Genomic DNA, 21,188 nt, shown 5'->3' with positions numbered 1-21,188 from the left:
TGCTTGGGGGTTGGATCGCTCCGGACGGGTCGTGGGAGATCGCGAAGCCGGTTGTTGCCGCCGGCTCGTGTGCGGCGAACAGAAGAACTCGACAGGGAAGTGCGCTGAGGACTGGATTGCAGCCGACCCGACCGAGGCCCCGACTCAGACGATTCGGCTCCGAAATCCAGGCCAAGAGAGTCAGCGCGACGACAACCACTGAACCCCTCCACCTGGAGGCCCCGATGAGCAGGACACCACAGCACAGGCTCTGGTGAACGACTCCTTGCGCTGGGACACGGAATCCAGGCGCTCAGCCTGCGGCTTCGAGGTGGCTGCGTGCGGGGGTGATCTGCCTGCTGAGCTGCGAGTTCGGCTGCTCTCCGAGCATGGACCAGCGCGGCTCCAGCTGGATCCGACGGCAAGCAATACCGCGATCATGCGCGTTCTGCGTGCCGAACTCGGCATTGGTCTGGCCGACGTCAAGTCCGTGCTGCACGAGGTCGTGACCGGAAGCTACTCAGGCACGATGCCCGAGATGGAGTTCCTGGCTCGCAGGTTGCGAGCGTCTGGGATCGATGCTGTTGCTGCCCGGCCATAGGGTCTGCCCCGGCTTCTCGAGCTTGATGACTCTGATGTGGTGGGAGGGTGCGGACCCACCGCCGAACCCCCGAGACTCAGGACAGGCGCAAGGCCCGGTCGTGGCGCATGGGCCAGGCCCAAACTCCGAGGCTGTCCGTCGCGTCGTGTTGGATGGCTGCGTGGCGAGACGAAAGAAGAGGAAGCAGCCTCCCTTTGGCCTGCCGAAGGGAATCGTTGTGATGGCGACGCCGGAGGGCTGGCGCCACAGCATCCTCATGGTGGAAGGCGGCATGCTCTGTGGACGCCTCAGCGACGGGCTGCTCGAACCCGAAGCGGCGCTGGCTGCCGCCGCCACGACGCTGAAGAAACTCGCACGCGACTTCCACGACACCACTGTCGAAGTGACCTGGGACCGCCAAGAACCCTGGGCCTGGACCGGCCGAGTCGTCCCCGTCGCGGAGCCCGCCCCGACTGAGGGCAGGCGCTATACGGCAAGCTCTGGTCGAGAGAGCGGCCCGTACGGGATGCTGAACGCCTGATCGAGCGAGAAACCGCCGTTCGGGCCGTCGAAGAACAGTTGGAGCGCGACTGTCAGCAGCGGCGGGCTGTAAGTGTGGACGCGATGCGGATGACTGTGGCCCGTGTCGAGGAGTACGAGCTGGTGTGGATCGTCTCCTGGCAGTCCGAGGAGTTCCCACGCACTCTGACGTGATTTGGTGCACCTGCGGCGGCGGGCGGCCGGGTCGCGTTCGGCGACGCGCCGGGCGACAGCGTCGACGCCGAGGCGGGCGTACCGCTCCAGGGAGCGGACGGAGGCGTGGCAGGAGCGGGCTACCAGCATCAGGGGTGGAGGTGCCGCCCTTGACGTCGTGTGTCAGGGCGCTGTGGCGGAGCCTGTGCAGGATCCGACCGGTGGCTGCACGGGATGCGCGCCTGCGCCGGCGTATCGACGAGATCGCCGCAGGCTGAACCCGGCACGGGGGCGGCGGCCGGTGGAGCGTGTGAGGGCGCTCCACCGGCCGCCGTATTCGTGCCTCAGACCCTGACGGGCTGCTCCGGCAACGCGGCCGGACGCCGCTGTCCCGTGACGCTTCCCAGCCAGCCGAGCAGGAACGCGACGGGCAGCGACACCAGGGCGACCGTCTGCAGCGGGAACCAGGTGATGTCCCACTCCGGGAACAGTGCCATCGGGCTGCCGGAGAAGACGGGGCTCAGGACCTGGAGCCCGATCGCGCAGCCGAGACCTCCGTACAGCGTCCACAGCAGCCCCCTGCGCGTGAAGCCGCGCCAGAACAGCGAGTACACCAGCGCCGGGAGCAGACAGGAGCTCGCCACCGCCAGGGAGACCGTGGACAGGAAGCCCATGTTCCAGCCCTGCACCCATACCGCGAGGCAGATGCTCAGCACCCCGACCAAGGCGGACGCGACACGGGCTGCGGCCACCTCCCGGCCCTCGGTCGTGCGCCCGCGGCGGACGACGTTGGTGACGAGGTCGTGGGCGACCGAGCCTGCGGCCGCCAGCGTCACGCTCGCGACGACTGCCAGCGTGGTGAGGAACACCGCGCAGGAGACCAGCACGACGAGCCATGCCTCGCCCGTCTGCGCCGACGAGCCGCCCGCCAGATCGCCGGTGAGCATCAGCAGGCTGCTGGTGGCCCCGGGGTCGGCAGCGAGGATCTTCGGGGCGCCGATCAGCGCCGCGGCCCCGAATCCCAGCACGGTGGTGAGCAGGCAGATGGCACCGACGATGGCGATGGTGTGGCGGACCGTACGGCGTGCCGCGGCGGCGTCGGGCGCGGTGTTGAGCTGGGTGGCGACATGGGGCAGGCATGCGACGCCCAGCACCACGGTGATCATCAGACCGATGAAGTCGAGCGTTCCCTCGACCGGGCTGCTGGCGGCGAACCGCAGGCCCGGACGCATATAGCCCTCGGGACGGCCGCTGCCCCGCCCGGCGGCCTCGATGAGGGAGTCGGGGCTCCAGTTGAAGCGGTGAAGCAGCACCGCCGCCACGGCCACGGCCATGGCGAGCAGGAGCACCGTCTTGAGCACCTGGATCGCGATCATGCCGCGCATCCCGCCGAAGGCCGTGGCGCAGACGACGAGGGTGCCGATCATGACGATGGCGGTCTGCTCGGCGCCGGGACCGGACAGGCCGAGCAGCATGGCGGTGGTCCTGCCCGCGCCGGAGAGCTGGACGATCAGATACGGGACGCACGCGCTCAGCGTGACGACGGCGACCGCGATCCTGACCGCGGGCCCTGGGGCCCGCAGGGCGAACGTGTCGCCGAGGGTGTAGGTGCCGCGTTCCCGCAGCGGGCCGGACAGCAGGAGCAGGACGCCGAGCGACAGCACGGTGCACAGGGCGACGAACAGGCCGTCGAAGCCGAAGACCGCGACGGTTCCCGTCGTGCCGAGCACGGTCGCGGCGGAGAGGTAGACGCCGGTGAGGACGAGGGCGCCCTGGAAGGGCCGCATCCTGCGGCCCGCCGTGTAGAAATCGTTGACCCGGTCCCGCTCGGGCCCGTTGAGCACGCAGATGAGCAGGATCGGGACGATGAAGGCGAAGAAGCCGACGAGAACCCAGGAGCGGGTGTCCGTGTCCAGGTCGAGGGTGTCGGAATATCCTGCGGCGAGCAGGACCTGAGGAAGCATCAGTGCTCCTCCTCCGGCTCGTACGCGGCCTCCTCGTGGGCGGCGCGGTCGTAACGCGCCGCCGTCCACAACAGGAGCGAGCCCTGCGCGAGAATGGCGACGACGCCGAGGTTGATCTGTCCGGCGACACGGGTGGCCAGCAGGTCCTCTGCGGCGCAGGCAAGCAGGAGATGGACCGCGAAGGTCAGTCCGTTGACGAGCGCGAAGGATCTGCCCGGCCGGTGGGGCCGGGGTCTTTCATAGAACGGGGGGCTGTGCGGATGGGCGTGCTGATGGGCCATGGAGCTCTCCGGGCAGGCAGGGATGCACACGCATCGCCTCGCTCGGGCGATGCCTGACGGAGGCATTGCCCCTGACGGCATTGCCCCCTGATGAGGGCCCACCAGAACACGTACCGACCAGTCAGTCCATGCGCTTCGGGCACCCCGCTGTCCGCTCCCAACGCCGCAGGGGCGCGATTGTGCGGATGCCCATTCGGCCACCCGCGGTAAGGAATCCGGCCATGGTGATAGGCGTGCCCGGGAGCTGTCCACCGCCGTGAAGCCGTACGTGTGCCAGGTGGCCGTACTCCCGTGCGGGCTACGCGTGCCAGACGGGCGTACCGCCGTGCGGCTTCAGCTTTCCGGCTCGGAGTCCCAGGCTTCCCCGCAGCCGAGGACGGCCGCCGGCCCGAGCAGTTGGAGTGTGTCGAAGGCAAGCGTGAGCCGTACGAGATCGCGGGGGCGGGACAGTTCGAGACCCGTAATCTGCTCGAAGCGGCGCAGCCGGTTCAGCACCGTGTTGCGGTGGCACAGCATGTGCCGGGCCGCCTGGACCGCGGAGCCGCCCTTCTCGATCCACACTCCGAGCGTGTCGATCAGCGTTTCGCGGTCGGCGGGCTCCAGGTCGTACAGCGGCCGGAGGACCCGCAGGGCCAGCTCGGCGGACAGGTCCGGCCGTGAGACCAGCAGACCGTCGGGCAGACGGGCGTCGAGCCGGGCGACCTCCCCGTCCGCGCGGCAGGTGCGCAGGGCCAGTCCGGCCATCTCCCGCGCCCGGGGCAGGTTCTCCAGGCCGTGGACGACGGGGCTGATGCCGATGCGCATGCCGGGTCCGGCGTCGAGGGCGGAGGCGAGCGCGTCGAGTGGGCGGCCGCCGAGGTGGGCGACGAGCACATCGCGCTGTGCGCCGACGTGGCGCAGGACGCGCATGCCACGGATCTCCGGGACGGCGTCGGGTGCACGGCCGAAGGGCGACGTGGCCCGCAGCTCCGCCACCGCGAAGCGTCCGTCGGGCGGCAGATTGAGGATCGACGCGGCGTCCTGGATGAACGCCGGGTCGCTACGGCTCTCCAGGACGGCGGCGAGGATCAGGCGCACCCGCTCGTCGTGCCGGCTGGCCACGCCCTTGGCGACCTGGCGGTAGGCGTCGGCGACCAGGACGGCGTCGCGGTCGTTCATCTTCCACACCAGCTCCGCCACGTGCACGAGGTGACGCTGGTCGCCGAGCCCGTCCCGCTCCACGACGCTGATGATCCCGTTCCAGACCTCCGAGCCGGCGACCCGGAAGGCGTGCATCACCTCGTCGAGGGGGCGGCCCTCCTCGGCACGGCGTATGCCGAGCTCACGGGTGTAGCGCTCGATGTCCACCATGCGGCCCGGGTCGAGGGCGGCCTCCAGCCCGAAGCGGATGCCGGTGTCCGCGGACTGCTTGAGGTCGGGCGGCGAGAGTACCGGGTCGGCGTAGTGCGGCACCTCGGTGCGGATCTGGTGCACCACGCGGTCGGTGAAGGAGGTGCCCCGCCAAAGAAGACGCCGGCAGGCGTGGTCGAACAGTTGGAGCGGCGAGGAGTCGGCGGCGGCTTGGGGCAGCGGACCGACGGTGGTGACGCGGGGGCGAACCGCGCCACCGACGGAACTGGTGTGCATGGACCCTCCAGACGGACGGGGCGTGCAAGGACACCACGGCGGGTCGCCATGTCTTGTGCTGCGCGTCGCAGGTATGGGTGCTCGAGGGGCGATGGGCGTGTGGCGGCGCGCACCCTTCAAGAAGCCCACATGCTAATACACCGTTCCTTTGGTGCGATCTTCATTGAGCCGTACATGACGGGTCTGGCTGAGCGGTTTGTACCCGACGGGTTATGGGTGCTGTTCCGTCGGGTGGTGCCGCCGACGGAGGTGAAACGCCCCAGGGTGGGGACCGACGACGGGCCGGTGACCGCGAGACGCCGGCAGCGATCATCTTCGTGGCCACCTCGGGCTGGACTTGGCGGCAGTTGCCGCCGGTGTTCGTCCCGGCCTGGCCGACGGTCCACCGGCGCTTCACCCAGTGGAGCCGGGCCAGGCTCTCGGCCAGGGCACCGGGTCATCCTCGACGAACTCGGCGCTCGGCGAGCCGGACTGGTCGCGGTGCGCAATCGCCTCGGTCAGCGTGCGGGCCGGAAAAGAGGGCCACTGACCGGACCGAATCGGACCGACCGTGACAGGAGTGGATCGAAAGTCCACCTGATCACGCACCGGAACGGACTGCCCATGTCTCGGGTATCTCCGGTGCCAACATTCATGACCGTCTCGGCCTGAAGCCGCTCGTGCGCGGGATCCCGCCCATCCGCCCCGACGTCGCCCGCGTCGTCGGCGCCCGGCCAAGCTCCATGCCGACACGGGCTACGACTACGACCGCCTGCGCTGATGGCTTCGTCAGCGGCGCATCCGCCACCGCATCGCTCGCAAGGGCATCGAATCCTCGCATAGCGCCTTGGCCGACACCGCTGGGTTGTTGAGAGGACAGTGTCCTGGCTCGCTGGATGCCGAGCCCTGCACCGCAGCTACGAACGCAAGGCCCACCACTTCCTCGCCTTCGATGGCATAGCCGCAGCCCTCATCGGCCACCGCCGACTCACAGCACGAGCGCCTGGGAGTGCGGTCGAACCCGAGCCTCGGCATGCGCCAGCCACATAGCCGGCTGGGAACCTCGTTCGGAGCCAGGAATCTGGCATGTAGCGCCGGCCCGGTCACGATCCGGCGCGGAACAGGGCGATGCCCACCCCCACGACCAGGGCGAGTGACACCAGCCCAAGAACGACGTACACAAGCCGCGACCACTGCTCGGCACTCAACGAATCCCCCTCCGTGGGCGATCACCAACGAGGCGATGCTTGCGTCAATTCTGCAGGACCCCAAGGCTGTTTACGAATGGGATGCGGTGCTGCGGGCCTGGATGCACACGGCCTACGTCCTCGGCCTCGCAGCCGCCCGGCCGAGCCCTGCGCGCCAGATGAGCGGACGGCGCGCCTGGCTGACGTCTCAGAGGGCTCCCTGGGACCAGGGGCCGGTGATCGCGAACGTGATGCCGGGGGTCTGGATGTTCACGAACAGCCAGTTGCCGTTCTTCGGCTCGAAGACCGAACCGGCCCACTCGGAGCCCCGGTGGTCGGCCGCCGCGACGTTCTTGCCTGCGGTCCCGCCTCGCAGGTCCACGTTGTTGGCGGCGAGGCGGAAGATCTCGCCCTCCACGGTGAGTCCGTGGACGTACTCGGTGCCGCCGCCGTCCTCGCAGAGCACCAGGCCGCCGCGGGGACTGACGCACATGTTGTCCGGCGCGTTGAGGACGTCGGAGCCCGGGGAAGCGAAGAGCACCTGGAACTCGTCGGTTGCCGGGTCGAGTTCGAAGACCTGGCCTTGGCGGGCGGGACCACCGTCGGTCGTGATCACGTAGATGCGGTCGTTGCCGTACCAGGCGCCCTCAAGGCGGCTGAACACCGCAGCGCCGTTCGCCTGTGCCTGGAGCCGCACCGTGTCCGTCGCCGGGTCGACGTCGTCCACGGGCACCCAGGAGACGGTGCCGTAGGCCTTCTCCCTGTCGCCGCGGGTGTCGTACGTGGTGGTGCCGATACGCAGGGCCTCGAGTCGGCCACCCTTGGACAGCTCGCCCGGGACCGCCGGAACGAACCGGTAGAGCGAGGCGTCGCCGCGGTCCTCGGTCTCGTAGACATGGCCGGTCGCCGGGTCGATGGCGACGGCCTCGTGGTTGAACCGCCCCATGGCCCTGTAGGGCTCAGGGTTGCCCTTGCCCTCCGAGGCCACCTCGAAAATGTAGCCGTGCCGCTTGCCGGCGGTCGTGGAGAAGGTCTCCTCGCAGGTGAGCCAGGTGTTCCACGGGGTGGGACCGCCGGCGCAGTTGCGGATGGTGCCGCCGAGGCTGCCGTAGGACTCCAGCCACTGGCCGGCGTCCGGGTCGAAGACCAGGGTGGTGGTGCCGCCGCCGGCTTCGGGGTTGTAGGCGGGGGCGGTGAAGGCGGGTCCGGCGCCGCGCTCGTGGTTGCGGACGAGGTGGACCCGGTCCCCGTACCGGAAGGCGGCCATTCCGTCGTGCGCACTCGGGGTGGGCACCCCGTCGTCCATGAGGTCGTTGGTCCAGCCGTAGGAGATGTACTCGAACCCGCGCGGCAGCTGCAGCAGTTCCAGGCCGGTCGCCTGGTCCTTGACCGGGCGCAGCGGGCCGTACCCGGCATCGAACTCCAGCTTGACCGGCGCGGCTGCAGCTGTCCGCGCCGTGAGGGCCTGGAAGGGGACGGACGCGGCCGCAGCCACGGCAGCCCCGCGCAGGAGGGTGCGTCGTTCAAAACCGGAACCGGTCGCTCTTCCGGCGGACTTGTCTGTCATTGGAGTCCTCTCGATGCATCTGACCGGGGGCGGCGCGAGTCAGCCTAGGAGCAGTCGCTCGGTCCCTTTCCCAACGGAAAGTGAGCGTTGGGAGAACCTCTTTCAGCCACCGTTCGGAGACCGTCCGGGCCAGGGGCGGCCGTCCTCTCCAACGGGCGGAACTGCGGCGGTGCGACCAAGGCAGATCAACGGCAACACGTGCGCCTCCGCCGTATGTGGCGGAGGCGTACGTGTTGATCACTGGAGTGACGCAGACTCAGTCGTCCCCGTCCAGCGCGTTCGTGACCTTGCCCAGGTCGACGAACTTGAAGTTGGTGTTGTTCCGGACCTGCCCGTCCGCGTCCTTCTCGTCCGGGGTGTTGTGCCCGTCCTGCACCACGAGCAGACCGTTCGGGTAGCGGGAGCCCAGGGGGGCGTTCAGCACGGCGGCGCCGTCGCACTCCTCGGAGCCGTCGACGGTGCCGGTGGCGATACGGAAGCCGCTCTCGTACTCGTTGTGGTCCGCCACTTCGCGGTCGTACGCGGCGAAGGTGTTGTCGCCCTGGCTGGAGGAAAGCAGGTAACCGTCACCATCGCCCTCGTCGAGGATGGTCAGACCCTCGACGTCGGCGGACAGGTGCGTACCTCCGTAGCCGGGGTCCACGCCCGCGACGCACTCCTCGGTCGCCTCGTCGTAGGTCCCGGGGACGCCGTACTCCCGCACCTTGTCGATCAGCTTCGGCTTGCCGCCGAGGTCGGCGGGCATCCGCCAGATGCCGATGTCCTCCTGGCCGGCGTAGAGCACCTTGTTCACCGGATCCACGACCATGCCCTCGACCTGCGGGAGGTCACCGGGGTCGGCGCACGGGGTCCAGGACCGGCCGTTGGGGAGGGTGAAGGAGGACGGCAGGTCGTAGGTGCGCACCTGCTGGTAAGTGACCGCTCCGGTGGCGGTCGTCCTCAGCTCCAGCAGGGCCAGCCGGGTGCGGCTGCGCTGACTGACCACTGCGTAGGAGCGCCCGGTGGACCTGTCCTTCCAGGTGGCCAGACCGTAGGGGGTGGTCTGGTCGTTGACCTCGTCCAGGGTCTTGGAGAAGACCAGCGGGGCGTCCGGGTCGGTGATGTCCGTCAGCGGCTGGGCGGCGCCCGGGGTGATGCGGTAGACGCGCAGGTGGTCGCGGCCGCGGTCGGTGACGACGGCGACATCGGCACGGCCGGTCGGCAGCGGGAATCCGGAGACCAGGTCCACGTTGTTGAAGCGGCCCGGCTTGTCGTCGGGGGTCGGGGCGGGCGGCGCCGGTATCGACTGCACCTCCTTGCCGGCCAGGTCGTACACGCGCAGGCCGCCTTCCTTGGCGGTGGCGATCACCAGGCTGGCGTCCGGGTCTGCGGCGTTGCGCCAGATCGCCGGGTCGTCGGCGTCGGCGTTGCCGCCGGCGTCGTCGCCGTACAGGGCCGGGGTCTCGGTGGTGGCGGTCAGGCTCGAAAGCCCGGAGTCGGCCTGGGCCGACGTGGGCAGGACCGCCACGCTGGTCAGGGCCGCGACGATCGCGGCCAACTGTGTCCCACGCAGGTTGCGCACAGTACCTCCACGAAGGGGGAAGAACGACGGACAAGACCCGGTGGGGCAACGCCGGGTAGTGATCCCGGTTGGGCCGCCGAGATCATCGGTGCCGAAGGTGAAGCGCTGGCCGCTGTCCGGTGACGAGGCCATGCCTTGGGAGTGAGCACTTGGGCGCCCCATCCCCCGCCTCAGCCCAGACGCTGATCAAGTCATGACCAACGTCTTCTTCGCAGGTCGGGAGGCAGGAAGTCACATGCCTCCGACTCGACGAACCGCGCCGGCGACTCGCCGGCCCACCAGGCGCGAGCACGAGCTACCTGCACGGGCGAGGGGCGGCGAGCAGGCCGACGACCTCCAGCAGCCAGCGGCGCACGGTGGAGGCGGGATGTCGTGGCCGCCCGCCACATCGGAAAGCCGCTGGTCGTGGCGGAGCACGGCCGACATGATGAGGGCGGTCCGGCCCGATGGGGGCTTGCGCCGGCGGGAGCCGCCGACTCCCAGCACCCTCGAGCCGAGCGAGACGGCCGGCACCGCCGCCCGCCGGCGCGAGGGCATGGCCGGGCTGCGCGACGACCGAGTGCCGTTGCGGCTGTTGCCGTTGTTCTTCCCGGCCGGATGGTGCTTCTCGTAGCCGACATGGTCGGTGCTCTCTCCGGACCCAGCACTCGCCTGGAAAGCTGCTGCAACAGCCCACCCTCCCCGGTCAGCTGCAGGCCCCCGCTGCGGGCCCGGGACCAGCATCGCGATACGAACTGTTCGTACGACGCGGCCGACGGCAGCGCACCAGCGGCCGGCTCCTCGACGGACTCGTGCTCGAGACCCGAACCATGCCGGCCGGCGGCAGGGCAACGAGTCGTCGAGGTGCAACGGGCTGGCCAGGCTTGAGGCAGACCACCAGCGGTTCATCGCCAATCAGCAGGCCAACCCCAACATCAACTCCCGTGCCAGGGTGGCCAATTCGATATCGGTGATCGGTCAGATCAGGCAGCAGCAGCAATCTGCGGGCTGCAACGGGTCGGGCCGCCACCAGGCGGGCCAAGTGGTCTGTGCCGGGTCGACGGTGACACTGTCCGGAGAGGGCGGTGCACCGGCGGCATCCAGCAACCAGTTCCCTGCGGGACTCAGCTGAGGGTGACAAACCTCGACAACAACAGGTCGACGACCGTCGAGGTGAAATCGCCCTCCTGCATGCTCTGCTCCTGTGCGTTCTTCGGGTGGGTGTGCGTGGTGTCGGCCTCGAGGCCTGAGATCCTCAGTAGGAGGCCTTGACCCGAGGAGTCGACGTCCGCCCTGTTATCCGGCGGGTCCACCTTCATCACCATGCCCCTTTTTTCCCAGATCTGTCTGTGGAATCGCAGGTGGTTTCCTTCACTAAGGTCATTTGCCCCGATCATCGATCCAGCGTGTGTGACCCCGTTGGTCCTCCCCTGCTGCTGGGCCACAACCCCACTGCTACGTCCGCCCGATCGACGACGTCGCCGCCCGTCATCCCATCGGGTCGAGTGACACGTCGTCGATGAGGATGGGCGTCTGGTTGTACATGTCCTCGGTGACCGTGAAGGAAATCGTCATCTCTCGCGGTGCCGACGAAACCCACTGGCTGGGAACGGGCACGGAAATGCGCTCGTACCCGGTGTTCCAGTCCTTGTTCGTGCGCGTGACGACGGTTTGGTGGACACCCCCCGACGAAAGCGTCACCTCGAGCTGACGGAAGGCGACATGCTCGACGGGTTGCCGCCGGATGTGCGTCCAGAACGACAGGGCGTACCCCTGGCCTGCGGCCAGGGTGACGCGCTGGGAGATGCGTTCCATGCCGTACCGGCCGCTTGCGCCGAGCACCGCCTTGCCGGTGCCCGCATGCGCGGCGGGGTAGGGGGAGTTGTTGACGGTCTGGTAGTTGAAGTCGGTGGTGACCGAAGACCACCCCCACGGGCCGCTCTCGAAGCCCGGGTTGACCAGGAGCGCTCCGTTCGCGCTCGCGGGCACGGCGCCCGTAAGCGCGCCGGCGGCCAGTACCGAGACGGCGGCCAGTACACCCAGCGCCTTCGGTGTCCTGGCCAGGGGGCTGAATCGGCGGGATCTCTTCATCGTCGTGCATTCCTCTTCTGGACGGCATGGCTGCGAGTGAGCGGCGGCGCTGCTTGAGCTGTCTGGCCCCCCGCGAGGGGATTCGAGGCAGCCGGCAGGGATCCAGCATCGGGGGCACGCGATGCTCGCGGCAGAGCAACCGCTACTCCTCCTGCCCGTCCGCGCGCGGGTGTGCCTGGCGTCCACGCACATCGGGCGGCCCGCCACCGGGTCCTTGGGTTCCAGGAGTCGTTGCAACACCCGGTCATGATCAGCGAACGCCCCGCCGAAGAGTTTGAGGTCCCGCTGAAAGGGCGGGAGACGGGACCAGGCCGTTCGGGGGAAGACCCAGGCGCCGTCGCGGGATCTCGCCGTCCGGCTCTACGGCTGGGGTCCACTCAGAAGCGGGTCCTTCAGCACGGTCCGGCGGATGGCGTAAGTGACCACCATGCCTACCGGATACGACAACCGTCCGCGGGCGGTCAGCCACTTCAGGAAGTCATGCTTGGCGCCGCCGAAATCGGTACGAATCAGGGTGCGGCGTCCGCACCGGTCCTTCTTCGGCAGCTGGGCCGGCGCCGGCCGACGGCGTTGTTGCTGCCCGCGTTGCCCGGCCGCAGCAGGCCGGCGACCGGGGCCTTCCGCAGCTCGGGCGGGATGTGAGCGGGTTACGGGACGAGCGCGTTGCGGGCCGGCGGAGCTTTCCAGTCATCGGGCAGACGATGAGCTCAACCCAATACTCCAGCTGTAGATCGCGATCTTCTTGGTCAGGGCCGACCGCGAGACAGGGACGGCTACCGCGTCGTAGGGTCGTCGCCATGACCATGGAGGCACATAGGCAGGGCCTGTTCTGGGATGTCCAGGACGGGCGGATCCCGCCACCGGCCGCGGCGGTGACCCTGGGCTGGGAATTGATCGCCGTCGATCCGGAGCGGGGAACCATCGAGGTTGCCTTTCAGGCAGGCGAACAGTTCCTGAACCCGGCAGGGGTGGTGCAAGGCGGCTTCCTGGCCGCCATGCTCGACGACACGTTGGGTCCGGCGCTGGTCGCGACCTTGCCCGCCGGCCAGTTCGCGCCAACCTTGGATCTCCATGTCCAGTTCCTCCGCCCTGCCCGCCCGGGACGTCTTGTCGGACGAGGGCGCGTCGTACAACGCGGCAACGAGGTGTGTTTTCTGGCTGGAGAACTCGTGGACCCCAACGGGAAGACCGTTGCCGTGGCGACCGCGACCGCACGGATCAAGAACATTTCCTGATGAGTGCCCCGCCGTAGATCGTGACCTTCATGTCTGGGATGCGGCTTGTCGCCGGTAATGGCTGGTGCGTGATCGCTGCTGATGTAGCCGTCGCCTGTGCGACCAGCCGAGCCGGTAGGCCATGTCGTGGCGAGTCTGCACGGTGAGGGTGATGAACAGGCACTGGATCTCGTTGCAGGACAGCGGGACCGGGCCGTCCGGGGCGGGGGTGCGGGTGTGTTCGTCGGCACGGACCACCGGGAGGAAGGCGTGGCCGAGCATCGCGAGGGTGACCCAGCGGGTCCAAGAGCGGTAGCGGCGGCCCTGGTGCTCGTCGAGTTTCCGCCAGCCCTTTCTCGGCCTGGAAGGTCTCTTCCACACGCCACCTCGAACCAGCGGTCTTGACCAGCACGGTCAGCGGGACTGGCTCGGTGGAGTGGCAGCGGTAATAGGCGAGTTCGCCGGTGGTGCGGTTGCGGCGGATCAGGAGCTGGTGGCTGCCCGGCATCGGGTCGACGAGGTCGAGGACTGCCCACTCGTAGAACCGTTGTCCCTTCGCACCGCGTCCGGCCGATACTTTCTGCCAGGCCCGCTTCGTCACCTTCTTCACCCGGACATCGGCGCGGAACGTGCCCGCACCAGTGGCCATTTCGGCCGAGCAGGCAACGGCAAGGACATAGCCGATGCCGCGCTCCTCCAGCGCCGCACGCAGTCTCGGGTTGCCGCCATGGACCTCGTCACCCCTGACCCGGCCAACGCGGTGTCCGGCGTCCCAGAACCGTTCGATCATCCTGAGGGCCCGGTCCGGCTTGGTCGCGAAGACGGTGTCCTCGCCGAGCCCCGCGGCCCGGCAGCGCGTTCGGTGAGCAACTCCGCCAGGCGGTCGGCGAACTCGGTGAGCCAGTCCAGACGTGGTCCACGGCGGGCGATACGAAAACCGTGACGACGACCCCAGAATGCAGCCTGGACGGCATGGAACTGGGCCCACCGCTGGACGCGTTCACGGTCGAGTTCCGCGGCCTCTGCGAAGACGTCCAAGACGCGGTGGACAGCCTTGCTCAGGTCATCCGCTTCAAGGAGCGTCAGCGCGCGGGACTTCAACAGTGTGCCGCCGTCGTAGGCGGGATCTCCCACGTACCCCTTGGGGTCGACAGCCAGCCACGGCTCTCGGCCGGCACGCAGGATGTTCCGTGCATGCAGGTCGCCATGGATGAGCGTGTCCGGCTGGGCCCGACCGAGCTCCCGAACGGTCCCCACGGCGACATCCAGCACCTGACGCGGCAATGCATGCGCCAGCTCCTCGGCGTCCTTGCGCAACTGCTCCTCCCACGCATCGGCCTGCTCACGCAGCCGGGGCAGGCCGGGCGGTGCGGGGATGGCCAGGCGGCGATTGAGCCGCCCGGCGACCGTCACCACCTCGTCACCGTCCTCGACCTCCGCCAGGGTCGACGGCTGAACCCGCTCCAGCAGCATCGCGAACAGTTCGTCGTCGCGCTCATGCAGCAGGACGGCGCCGCGCCCGTCCCACGCAACGAACGCATCCGGCTCATGGACGTTGCCGGGATGCGGAAACGACACCTTCAGCACGGCGCTCTCCTCAGCCCGCCGCCGTACCGGAACGATGACGCCAACACCCCCGTGCATGACCGCCCCATCCGGCACGCACCCCCAGCGCCCCAGCAACTCCTCCACGAGCCCGGGCAGCTCGGCGAGCCATGCCTCCCCGACCTCCCCCTCGCGGTCGACAGTGCTCTGTGCGAACTCCTCTGGCATCGCGATCATCCCGGCACCCTACGCGCCAGCCCGCCGCAGTCACCAAGCCCAAGCCGGCGCTGCCGCCACCCGGCCCGCACTACGAATCGCGATCCGCAGCTGGAGTACTAACGCGTCGTGAGGTGGATCAGGGCGCCGATCGCCGGGCCCTGGCGACGTCGATGATGAGATCGCCCACGCCTCTCACAAGATTGTGTGATCGAACTTCGCCGCGATGACCTCCTGCATCGTGTGGGCGAGTTCGCTCTCGATTTCGAGAGTGTCCCGGATGGCGGCCAACAGGCTCTCCTGCGCGCCACTCGGCACTCCGGCTGCGTGTGCCAGCTCAAGGCAACAGTGGAAGGTCTTGTGCCGCAGCTCCTTGGATTCGACGGCGCTGACGAAGGCGATGGCCCGGTCCAGACTGCCACGGGCTTCGGTGGCCTTGACCTTGGCAGCCTGGTAGTACTGCTGGAAGTCCCGCCCGTGGAACTCCGGCAGGCCTTTTGCATACGACTCGATCAACGCAATCTGCTGCGATGCCATAGGTCCGTCGATGAAGCAGACGAGCATCATGGCATGAACCATGGTCACCTTCTGGTGGATCGATTCGGCAGAGTCTGTGGATATAGGCATGAAGGTCAGTTTTCCCTTTGAGGTGAATCAGGCCAGGGAGAAGGCCTCGGGCATGGCGCCGCTGGGCTTCTCCTCGCACACGAGCGGAAGGTCGATGACGAATCTGGTGCCCTTGCCCGGAGCGGTATCGCAAACGATGGAGCCGCCCAGGATATTGGCCATGATGTTGCGGATGATCGCCAGGCCCAGACCCGTGCCGCCGATCTCCCGGCCTGACGTCACGAAGGGCTCGAACATGCGCGGCTTGATCTCTTCGCTTACTCCGCGCCCCTGGTCGGCGAAAACGACTCGGAAACCGCCGTTACTCGGGCGGCGGCTGATGTCGATGGTCACCGTTCCGCCCTCGCCCGGCTCATATGCATAACGGATGGCGTTTTGCAGGAGGTTGACGAGGACCTGGCTGAGGTGCCCGGGATAGCCGTTCCACCGAAGGTCCTCAGCAGGCGCGGCCGTGACCGTCACGCTGAGGTGGCCCTTCTTCAGCTCTGGCCCGATGGTCTCCACACAGTCGTCGATGATTGCCTTGATGTCGGTCTCGATCCGTTGGTCAGACATCTGGGACGTCGACAACGAGCGGAAGCTCTGGATGAGCCGGTGGGCGCGGTCCAGGTTCTTGTTCATCAGCCGGATCGACTCGCTCAGGTCCGACACCAGTTCCTCTTCATGTATGGCAGAAGAACCGTCAGAAACGGCTGAACTCACAAACTCTGTGGTCAGGTCTCCGATGACAGATCCGGCCGTACGGGCTACGCCCAGCGGGGTATTCAACTCGTGTGCGACGCCCGTCACCATGGCCGCGATGCTCTCCAGACGGTCGTGGTACATCCGGTCGCGCAGCATCTGCTCCTGGGCCAGTCGCTCGCGAAGGCGCAACGTGGAGTAGGCGATACACCAGTTCTCGATAAAGATCCGGGCGTCAGCAACCAGGTCACGTCGGGCGTTGTCCGAGATCGTCTCGGCATTGGTGACGAACACGAGGCCGCCCAGGGCAGGGGGCACAGCGATGTTGCCCGTGGCCGCCGCGGCCGGTCGGGGGATTTGAGCGGCTCCTCCATCCCCTTCCCGCGCCTCGAAGAGGATCACGTAGTGGCCATCCTCCAGGCCCAATAGTGGGCCCGGGTGTTCACTCATCAATTTCAGACGTTGCTCGTGGCCGGCACGCAATGCGGCATGGAAGCGGGGACGCTGAACATCCAGGTAGAGCGACTTACCTGTGCCGATGACAGCGTCCGACTCGGCATACAGGTCGTAGTTGAAAACGGCAGTGCAGTTGTGCTTCAACTCCAGGAACTGCAGGGCTTCGCCCATGAAAACCTTGAGGTCGTCCGCAGTGCTGACGCGCTGAAGTGCTTTCGTGAAGCTCTGGAGCTGTTTGCCGTAGGCCAGGAGGGTCGAGATGTCTTGCGAGCTGCGGAGACAGGCGCGTACGACGGAGAAGAGCTTGGCCGGATCCATGTCCAGCTTGTGCAAATAGTAATCGATGTCGTACTCGTTGAGAACCGTCTCCTCCGGGACGGAGCCCGCTTGACCGGTACGCAGGATGATGCGCGTAGAACGCGGGCACGTCGATCGGATGGTGCTGCACAGTTCCAGTCCGGATTCCTGTTTCTCCATGACAACGTCGACAACTGCAACGTGATAGGAGACTCCACTGGCCAGCAGGCTCTCGGCCTCGGCCTGGCTGTGAACGCTGGTCAGCTCGAAACCTTGGTTTCGCCAGAGCTTGTTCTTCAGCACCAGCCGGGTGACGGCATGAACGTCGGGATCATCGTCGACGACCAGGACCCGCCATGCGTTCTCTCGTGCCATCTGCGTCCTGTGCTCCTCGCCGCTCAACGCTTGGTCTCGCTCTCGAATGTGCCGGCATCCTCCAAGCGGAAGTCTGCCCAGGTGGAATCGGTGTTCAGCTCGCGCACACTCTCGTGAACCGTCTCCAGGCTGTGGCGCCGCGACTCCAGGTCGACCAGCTCGTCGTACGCCTTGAGCGCGGTACGAACCATGGTGACCAATCGTGTGGAGGTCAGTTCCGCCTTGGGCAGGTAGCCGTCAACCTCGTACTCCTGGACCACTGTCCCTTCGGGGGCACGGCCGGGCTGTCCGGTGCGCAGGAGAATGCGAACGAAGGTGTTGCCGAGCTGCTCACGAATGAACCTGCTCACGTCCAGGCCTGCGTGATCCGATTCCATGACGACATCCAGGAGGACGACGGCAATATCCGGGTGTTCTCGCATGCATTGCCGCGCTTCGGCAGCGGAGCGGGCCGACACCAGCTTGACGCGGCTTCCTCGGTGGGACAGCGACCGCAGGGAGATTCTGGTGATCTGATGGACGTCCTCCTCGTCGTCGACAATCAGAACTTTAGAGGGAACCTGCGGAGTCACGGTCTCGAGGCTGGTATGCAAGGAACTACCCTTCGGATTTCGTCGGTCAGCACTTGGTGGCGCACAGGAGAATCTGTGGGTATGTCGCGACGAACCTCGTGCCGTGGCGGTCCTGGTCCAACCGGAACTCGTCCCGGATGCTGCGAAGTTCCTCGGCGTTCAGCAGATCGGGGCTGGTGAGGTGCAGCACGCGAGCGGCCTGGGTGAACAGCTCGAGGAAGTCGTTGCCCATCTCCACGTTGTTGCGTAGAACGAGGTCGAAATCGGTTACTTCGAAGCCCGCCTCGGCAACGAGTGCGGGGAGCTTGCGCCCCATGGCGCCGTCGCTGCCTCCGGCTGCGTAGACCCGAGACCATGCATCGGTGGCCAGGGCGTAGGGCAGCCAGTAGGGCTCGGTAGTGAAGAAAGAGTGGTCTTCTTCGATGATGTAGAGCCTGCCTCCCTGTGGCAGCGCGTCGTGGACTGCTTTGAGCAGTGGGCGCGGATCAGATACATGTTGGAGGACGAAGCGCAGGAAACATTGATCGAAACCAGGCGCAAGTCCTGCAGGTAGCGGATCGTTGCCCACTTTGCAGATGTCGATGCCGTAGTTCTCGGGACATCGAGCGGTGTCGAAACGACGAACCAGGCTGTCGTTGGCCTCAAGACCGTGAATGCGAGCGTCAGGGAAGTTCCGCGCGAGGAAGGAGCCGTAGTGGCCGTCACCACTGCCCGGTTCGATGATGCCGGCACAGTCACGACCGAAGCCCTTGGCGCGTAGCCACTCCACCTCTCTCGGGCCAAGTAGTCGGGTCTGAAGGTCCAGCATCCTCCCCCATTCGTGCAGGAGCGCAGGGTCCTCGATCCGGTCCATGATGCCAAGTGTCAGCCAGGGGTTGTCCCCGTCCTCAAGGATGGCGCCGAGGTGATTGCCCGACAGATCCAGTTCGGGTAGGTCTGGCATTTTTCGCATGGGCCTGCGCCTTCTTCTGCCTCTAGTGACTTTCGGACAGGATCGTCGGGCAGAATCGAGCCATCCAGAGTAATCGTTACCCACATGCCCGGAGGGCCGACGCGGTCGTGCATGGTGGGGTTGGCGTTTCGGCCGCCTGATCGTTGATCACGGCCTTGTGATGGAGAGCCAGGCATGTGCAGCGATGATCCGGAGCCATCAGGTCATGGGGCCGACGCCCGATGTGATCCGTGAGCTCGTCGCGGGCCTGGGCCCGTTGTGTCGTGAACGGCAGCAGGCGGCATCACATCGCGCCCACGTCGCCGGGCGGTGGGCGTCGGCGCCAAAGCACAAGTTGGTCTTCGTGGACCGGCTGCCGGCGGCCCTCGTCCACCTTCGCCCGGTGCCACATACGAGGCCGGCCAGCTGCTTCGGTGTCGTCCGTTCCACCACCCGCATGCAATCGGCTGGGTTCGGTCGAGGTTGGCGAGGCGCGGCTGCACCATCGCGCCCCGGCATCCGGCTGCGGACACCGGCCGAGGTCATCGACCATCTCGGATCAAGGTGGACAGACCGGGATCACCGACGGACCGAGATCCGGGTGTGCAGACCAGCCGCCGGACGCGGGTGCGCTTCAACCCCACAACGTCGTACGCCTGCTGGGAACGCTGGGAGGCCCAGCTCGCCATGTCCTCGGGCGCGATGCGGGGAATGTCCGTCGACCCCCATGAGCCGGATGCGAGCTGGAAGACCAGAACGAGTACGACGACGTCCGCCCGACTCAGAGTGATCATTGGAGCAGTCATTACTCAAGCGCCTGATCGGCTCGCGTGTTCAAATGAATTCACTGGCTGACGATCTTCGACGTGGTTTCCTCTCTGCGTCTTTCTCAGTCGTGCATGTGCTCGCACTTTCACGTGATCTTGGACTGGTTGACTTTGATTTACCTCGCCGCTGCGCTCATGCTGGCCCACGCAGCTTTTCTGATCGCCTGGGCCGTTGGTCGGCGTCCTCGTGATCCAGCGGTCTATCCCGGCAGCGAGGAGCACCGCGCAGCATTGGCATCGGTGGATGACGGCCCGGCATTCAATCTCAAGTACTGGCGCACGATGAGCACCGCAGAACAAGCCGAGTTCGACGAACAGCAGTTGGCCTCTTCTGCCAGCACCCTCCTGGATCAACAGTCGCCAACTTCACCCTGAGCCGAGTCATCGAGCCGCCTGGAGCCCGCTCTACTCGGTGAGTTCCGGTGGCTGGACCGACGGAACCGTCATCAAGTGGACGAGTTCCTGCGCCTTCGGCGTGGAGTCGGTCCGCATCGTGGAGTACTGAGCCGCAAGCACGGAAATCGCAGAATCGCCACCTGCCCCGCACACCGCCGGTGTGCGGGGCACCCTGTGCTCACCGGTCGCGGGCGATCGGACCGGACCGAACGTAGCCAAGTCCGCACGCGTCGGAGCAGGGGACATGTATCGGGTGCCGGACTGAACTTCGGCGATCTTGAGTATTACATGCTCATGCCTGGACCGCTGCCGGCTGCCTAGCGTGTCAGGGGCAAGACTCCTAGGAAGGCAGTGGAAAAGGTATGCAGCGGAGAAGCTTTCTCACCGGCCTCGGCGCGGTCGCCGCGGGTACGGCACTTCCCGCGTACGGCGCGACGGGTTCCGCAACGGCAGCGGACGCCGCTGGGACGGCGGCATCCCTTCGCCTGACGCCCAGGCCCTCTCTGGATCCCCGTATCCGGGAGTGGCAGCACGCCAAGAACACGGGTTTCGAGCGGTCCTGGTGTACGCAGTTCCAAGGGATGTGCACGGACGGTACGTTCTGGTACGTAGTCTCCAATGCACCTGGGAACCAGCGCCTGTACAAGCTGTCACTCGATTTCTCCGTGCAGTACGGGACCCTCGCCGCGCCGCCCGGCAGCGGCCACATTGGGGCGCCGACCTTCGACACACAGCGCGGGGTGGTGTACGTGCCCATCGAGCAGAGTGAACCTCCTCGTATATGGAAGGTCTCCCGCGACTTGAGGACGGTGGGAATCGTGTCGATGTGGGGCAGGAGCATCGGCTCGCCTGCACCCCAGCGTTCGAAGAACCCATGGCTCGCGTTCAATCCCTTTGACACGCTGGTGTACAGCTCAGTCTTCGGCTCTTCGGACAGCGCGTTTCAGCGGGTGGACCATCTGTGGGGCTACGACCGCGACAGCGGACGACTGGTGAAGGAAATCCCGCTGCCCAGCGGATTGCACCATGTGCAGGGCGCCACGTTCGGCGGAAACGACGGCAGGAACCTCTACATCGCCTCTGACTACGAAGAAGCCTCGAACGGCAGAAAGCACGTCTACGCCTACGACTTCTCCCAGCCACGGGACGGTGTATCCCCGCCTTACTGGGGGAAGATCGCCATCCCGGACGCGGGAAACGAGGTGGAATGCGTGGTCTGGGCTCACCTGACCTGGAGCGACGCCCGGGACACCCATATCACTGTGGGCATCCTGGACGATTTCGAAATCGACGGCGAGAACGTGTACTTCCGGCACTTCTGGGTGCCCTCGCCCGAGCGCCTGTGACCGGCGCCTCCCTCCCGAGGCTGTCGGCTCCTCACCGGCCCGGACCGTGTACTGGGTCTGGGCGGCTTCCACGGCGGCCGACTCGCGCCTGGCGCTGTCGCCCACTCCCCGGCGACGTGGGCGCGATGTGAGTGTCGCCTCGAGCCGCTTCGCGCCTACGCGGCGGCTTGCTGCCGGAGTCCGGTCGGCTGGAGGTGGCCCGGGGGAAGCGGTGCCCA

At 67.1% G+C, this 21,188-nt stretch carries 20 protein-coding genes and 4 pseudogenes; 8 read left to right on the top strand and 16 right to left on the bottom strand.

Annotated features, from left to right (window positions below; translation table 11 throughout):
• Window positions 1–292 precede the first annotated feature (292 nt).
• Window positions 293–478 (bottom strand): hypothetical protein, encoded by a 186-nt coding sequence (locus tag IE198_RS29815; RefSeq protein WP_189892202.1) that lies wholly within the window; start codon window positions 476–478, stop codon window positions 293–295.
• 322 nt (window positions 479–800) lie between these two features.
• Between IE198_RS29815 and IE198_RS29810 the strand changes: the two genes are divergently transcribed.
• The gene (locus tag IE198_RS29810) at window positions 801–1,100 is read left to right on the top strand and encodes a hypothetical protein (RefSeq protein ID WP_189892200.1); all 300 of its coding nucleotides are present in this window, start codon (window positions 801–803) and stop codon (window positions 1,098–1,100) included.
• Window positions 1,097–1,273 carry a YrhB domain-containing protein gene (locus IE198_RS29805; protein ID WP_189892276.1) on the top strand — a complete coding sequence of 59 codons (177 nt, stop codon included), beginning with the start codon at window positions 1,097–1,099 and terminating at the stop codon, window positions 1,271–1,273. The genes IE198_RS29810 and IE198_RS29805 overlap by 4 nt, the downstream gene beginning before the upstream one ends.
• A 323-nt stretch (window positions 1,274–1,596) precedes the next feature.
• On the opposite strand, the gene IE198_RS29800 is transcribed toward IE198_RS29805, so the two are convergent.
• The 3 genes from IE198_RS29800 to IE198_RS29790 form a co-directional block, all read right to left on the bottom strand.
• Entirely contained in the window at window positions 1,597–3,216 is a 1,620-nt protein-coding gene (locus tag IE198_RS29800; protein ID WP_189892198.1) for a sodium/solute symporter, read from the bottom strand.
• On the bottom strand, window positions 3,216–3,497 hold the full coding sequence (locus tag IE198_RS29795) for a hypothetical protein (protein ID WP_189892196.1): 282 nt from the start codon (window positions 3,495–3,497) through the stop codon (window positions 3,216–3,218). Before IE198_RS29795 ends, IE198_RS29800 begins: the two co-directional genes overlap by 1 nt.
• Window positions 3,498–3,830: 333 nt before the next feature.
• The gene (locus IE198_RS29790; protein ID WP_189892193.1) at window positions 3,831–5,123 is read right to left on the bottom strand and encodes a PucR family transcriptional regulator; all 1,293 of its coding nucleotides are present in this window, start codon (window positions 5,121–5,123) and stop codon (window positions 3,831–3,833) included.
• Window positions 5,124–5,297: 174 nt separating this feature from the next.
• Here IE198_RS29790 and IE198_RS29785 point away from each other — a divergent pair.
• Window positions 5,298–6,152 (top strand): annotated as a pseudogene (locus IE198_RS29785) (IS5 family transposase).
• A 345-nt stretch (window positions 6,153–6,497) separates the two neighbouring features.
• Here IE198_RS29785 and IE198_RS29780 read toward each other — a convergent pair.
• Both IE198_RS29780 and IE198_RS29775 read right to left on the bottom strand, forming a co-directional pair.
• Entirely contained in the window at window positions 6,498–7,856 is a 1,359-nt protein-coding gene (locus tag IE198_RS29780) for an alkaline phosphatase PhoX (RefSeq protein WP_189892191.1), read from the bottom strand.
• A gap of 256 nt (window positions 7,857–8,112) precedes the next feature.
• Window positions 8,113–9,408, bottom strand: a complete 1,296-nt coding sequence (locus IE198_RS29775) for a phytase (RefSeq protein WP_373300018.1) — start codon at window positions 9,406–9,408, stop codon at window positions 8,113–8,115.
• Window positions 9,409–9,871: 463 nt separating this feature from the next.
• Between IE198_RS29775 and IE198_RS29770 the strand changes: the two genes are divergently transcribed.
• Window positions 9,872–10,030 carry a hypothetical protein gene (locus IE198_RS29770; protein ID WP_189892186.1) on the top strand — a complete coding sequence of 53 codons (159 nt, stop codon included), beginning with the start codon at window positions 9,872–9,874 and terminating at the stop codon, window positions 10,028–10,030.
• Here IE198_RS29770 and IE198_RS36955 read toward each other — a convergent pair.
• Window positions 9,970–10,178 (bottom strand): annotated as a pseudogene (locus IE198_RS36955) (IS256 family transposase); the annotation flags it as partial. The gene IE198_RS29770 and the pseudogene IE198_RS36955 sit on opposite strands and share 61 nt — an antisense overlap.
• On the opposite strand from IE198_RS36955, the gene IE198_RS37020 reads away from it, so the two are divergent.
• Window positions 10,139–10,528, top strand: a complete 390-nt coding sequence (locus tag IE198_RS37020) for a hypothetical protein (protein WP_506417284.1) — start codon at window positions 10,139–10,141, stop codon at window positions 10,526–10,528. The pseudogene IE198_RS36955 and the gene IE198_RS37020 sit on opposite strands and share 40 nt — an antisense overlap.
• Here the strand turns inward: IE198_RS37020 and IE198_RS36745 are convergent.
• From IE198_RS36745 to IE198_RS35695, 3 genes and pseudogenes are all read right to left on the bottom strand, one after another.
• Window positions 10,521–10,841, bottom strand: coding sequence for a hypothetical protein (locus IE198_RS36745; protein WP_189892184.1), 321 nt, complete (start codon window positions 10,839–10,841; stop codon window positions 10,521–10,523). The genes IE198_RS37020 and IE198_RS36745 overlap by 8 nt on opposite strands.
• Before the next feature lie 43 nt (window positions 10,842–10,884).
• Window positions 10,885–11,487 carry a hypothetical protein gene (locus IE198_RS29760; RefSeq protein ID WP_189892182.1) on the bottom strand — a complete coding sequence of 201 codons (603 nt, stop codon included), beginning with the start codon at window positions 11,485–11,487 and terminating at the stop codon, window positions 10,885–10,887.
• Window positions 11,488–11,811: 324 nt separating this feature from the next.
• Window positions 11,812–12,101 (bottom strand): annotated as a pseudogene (locus tag IE198_RS35695) (IS1380 family transposase); the annotation flags it as partial.
• A gap of 183 nt (window positions 12,102–12,284) precedes the next feature.
• Between IE198_RS35695 and IE198_RS29755 the strand changes: the two are divergent.
• On the top strand, window positions 12,285–12,722 hold the full coding sequence (locus IE198_RS29755) for a PaaI family thioesterase (RefSeq protein WP_229834469.1): 438 nt from the start codon (window positions 12,285–12,287) through the stop codon (window positions 12,720–12,722).
• A gap of 27 nt (window positions 12,723–12,749) precedes the next feature.
• Here the strand turns inward: IE198_RS29755 and IE198_RS29750 are convergent.
• From IE198_RS29750 to IE198_RS29725, 6 genes and pseudogenes are all read right to left on the bottom strand, one after another.
• Window positions 12,750–13,557 (bottom strand): annotated as a pseudogene (locus IE198_RS29750) (IS701 family transposase); the annotation flags it as partial.
• The gene (locus IE198_RS29745; protein WP_229834468.1) at window positions 13,488–14,483 is read right to left on the bottom strand and encodes an aminoglycoside phosphotransferase family protein; all 996 of its coding nucleotides are present in this window, start codon (window positions 14,481–14,483) and stop codon (window positions 13,488–13,490) included. The gene IE198_RS29745 and the pseudogene IE198_RS29750, both read right to left, overlap by 70 nt.
• Window positions 14,484–14,657: 174 nt before the next feature.
• Window positions 14,658–15,089 (bottom strand): tellurite resistance TerB family protein, encoded by a 432-nt coding sequence (locus tag IE198_RS29740; RefSeq protein ID WP_189892180.1) that lies wholly within the window; start codon window positions 15,087–15,089, stop codon window positions 14,658–14,660.
• 27 nt (window positions 15,090–15,116) lie between these two features.
• Window positions 15,117–16,898: a hybrid sensor histidine kinase/response regulator gene (locus IE198_RS29735; protein ID WP_189892178.1), complete on the bottom strand. Its 1,782-nt coding sequence runs from the start codon at window positions 16,896–16,898 to the stop codon at window positions 15,117–15,119.
• Window positions 16,899–16,921: 23 nt separating this feature from the next.
• Window positions 16,922–17,491 (bottom strand): response regulator, encoded by a 570-nt coding sequence (locus IE198_RS29730; RefSeq protein WP_189892176.1) that lies wholly within the window; start codon window positions 17,489–17,491, stop codon window positions 16,922–16,924.
• 25 nt (window positions 17,492–17,516) lie between these two features.
• Window positions 17,517–18,422 carry a class I SAM-dependent methyltransferase gene (locus tag IE198_RS29725; RefSeq protein ID WP_189892174.1) on the bottom strand — a complete coding sequence of 302 codons (906 nt, stop codon included), beginning with the start codon at window positions 18,420–18,422 and terminating at the stop codon, window positions 17,517–17,519.
• An 845-nt stretch (window positions 18,423–19,267) separates the two neighbouring features.
• On the opposite strand from IE198_RS29725, the gene IE198_RS29720 reads away from it, so the two are divergent.
• Together IE198_RS29720 and IE198_RS29715 are read left to right on the top strand one after the other, a co-directional pair.
• A complete protein-coding gene (locus IE198_RS29720; protein WP_189892172.1) occupies window positions 19,268–19,603 on the top strand; it encodes a hypothetical protein in 336 nt (111 codons plus the stop codon).
• A 686-nt stretch (window positions 19,604–20,289) separates the two neighbouring features.
• A complete protein-coding gene (locus IE198_RS29715; protein ID WP_229834466.1) occupies window positions 20,290–20,970 on the top strand; it encodes a hypothetical protein in 681 nt (226 codons plus the stop codon).
• The last annotated feature ends 218 nt before the right edge of the window (window positions 20,971–21,188 follow it).

Origin of the sequence: Streptomyces xantholiticus (genome assembly GCF_014651015.1) — a bacterium.
Lineage (GTDB): Bacteria > Actinomycetota > Actinomycetes > Streptomycetales > Streptomycetaceae > Streptomyces > Streptomyces xantholiticus.
Note: the sequence above shows the minus strand (reverse complement) of the source record. Positions and strands in the feature narration are given on the sequence as shown.

Coding starts and splice junctions, on each gene's coding strand:
- IE198_RS29780 (WP_189892191.1), bottom strand. CDS start 7,856: ATGACAGACAAGTCCGCCGGAAGAGCGACCGGTTCCGGTTTTGAACGA.
- IE198_RS29725 (WP_189892174.1), bottom strand. CDS start 18,422: ATGCGAAAAATGCCAGACCTACCCGAACTGGATCTGTCGGGCAATCAC.
- IE198_RS29790 (WP_189892193.1), bottom strand. CDS start 5,123: ATGCACACCAGTTCCGTCGGTGGCGCGGTTCGCCCCCGCGTCACCACC.
- IE198_RS29810 (WP_189892200.1), top strand. CDS start 801: ATGGCGACGCCGGAGGGCTGGCGCCACAGCATCCTCATGGTGGAAGGC.
- IE198_RS29800 (WP_189892198.1), bottom strand. CDS start 3,216: ATGCTTCCTCAGGTCCTGCTCGCCGCAGGATATTCCGACACCCTCGAC.
- IE198_RS29745 (WP_229834468.1), bottom strand. CDS start 14,483: ATGATCGCGATGCCAGAGGAGTTCGCACAGAGCACTGTCGACCGCGAG.
- IE198_RS29795 (WP_189892196.1), bottom strand. CDS start 3,497: ATGGCCCATCAGCACGCCCATCCGCACAGCCCCCCGTTCTATGAAAGA.
- IE198_RS29760 (WP_189892182.1), bottom strand. CDS start 11,487: ATGAAGAGATCCCGCCGATTCAGCCCCCTGGCCAGGACACCGAAGGCG.
- IE198_RS29740 (WP_189892180.1), bottom strand. CDS start 15,089: ATGCCTATATCCACAGACTCTGCCGAATCGATCCACCAGAAGGTGACC.
- IE198_RS29735 (WP_189892178.1), bottom strand. CDS start 16,898: ATGGCACGAGAGAACGCATGGCGGGTCCTGGTCGTCGACGATGATCCC.
- IE198_RS29755 (WP_229834469.1), top strand. CDS start 12,285: ATGACCATGGAGGCACATAGGCAGGGCCTGTTCTGGGATGTCCAGGAC.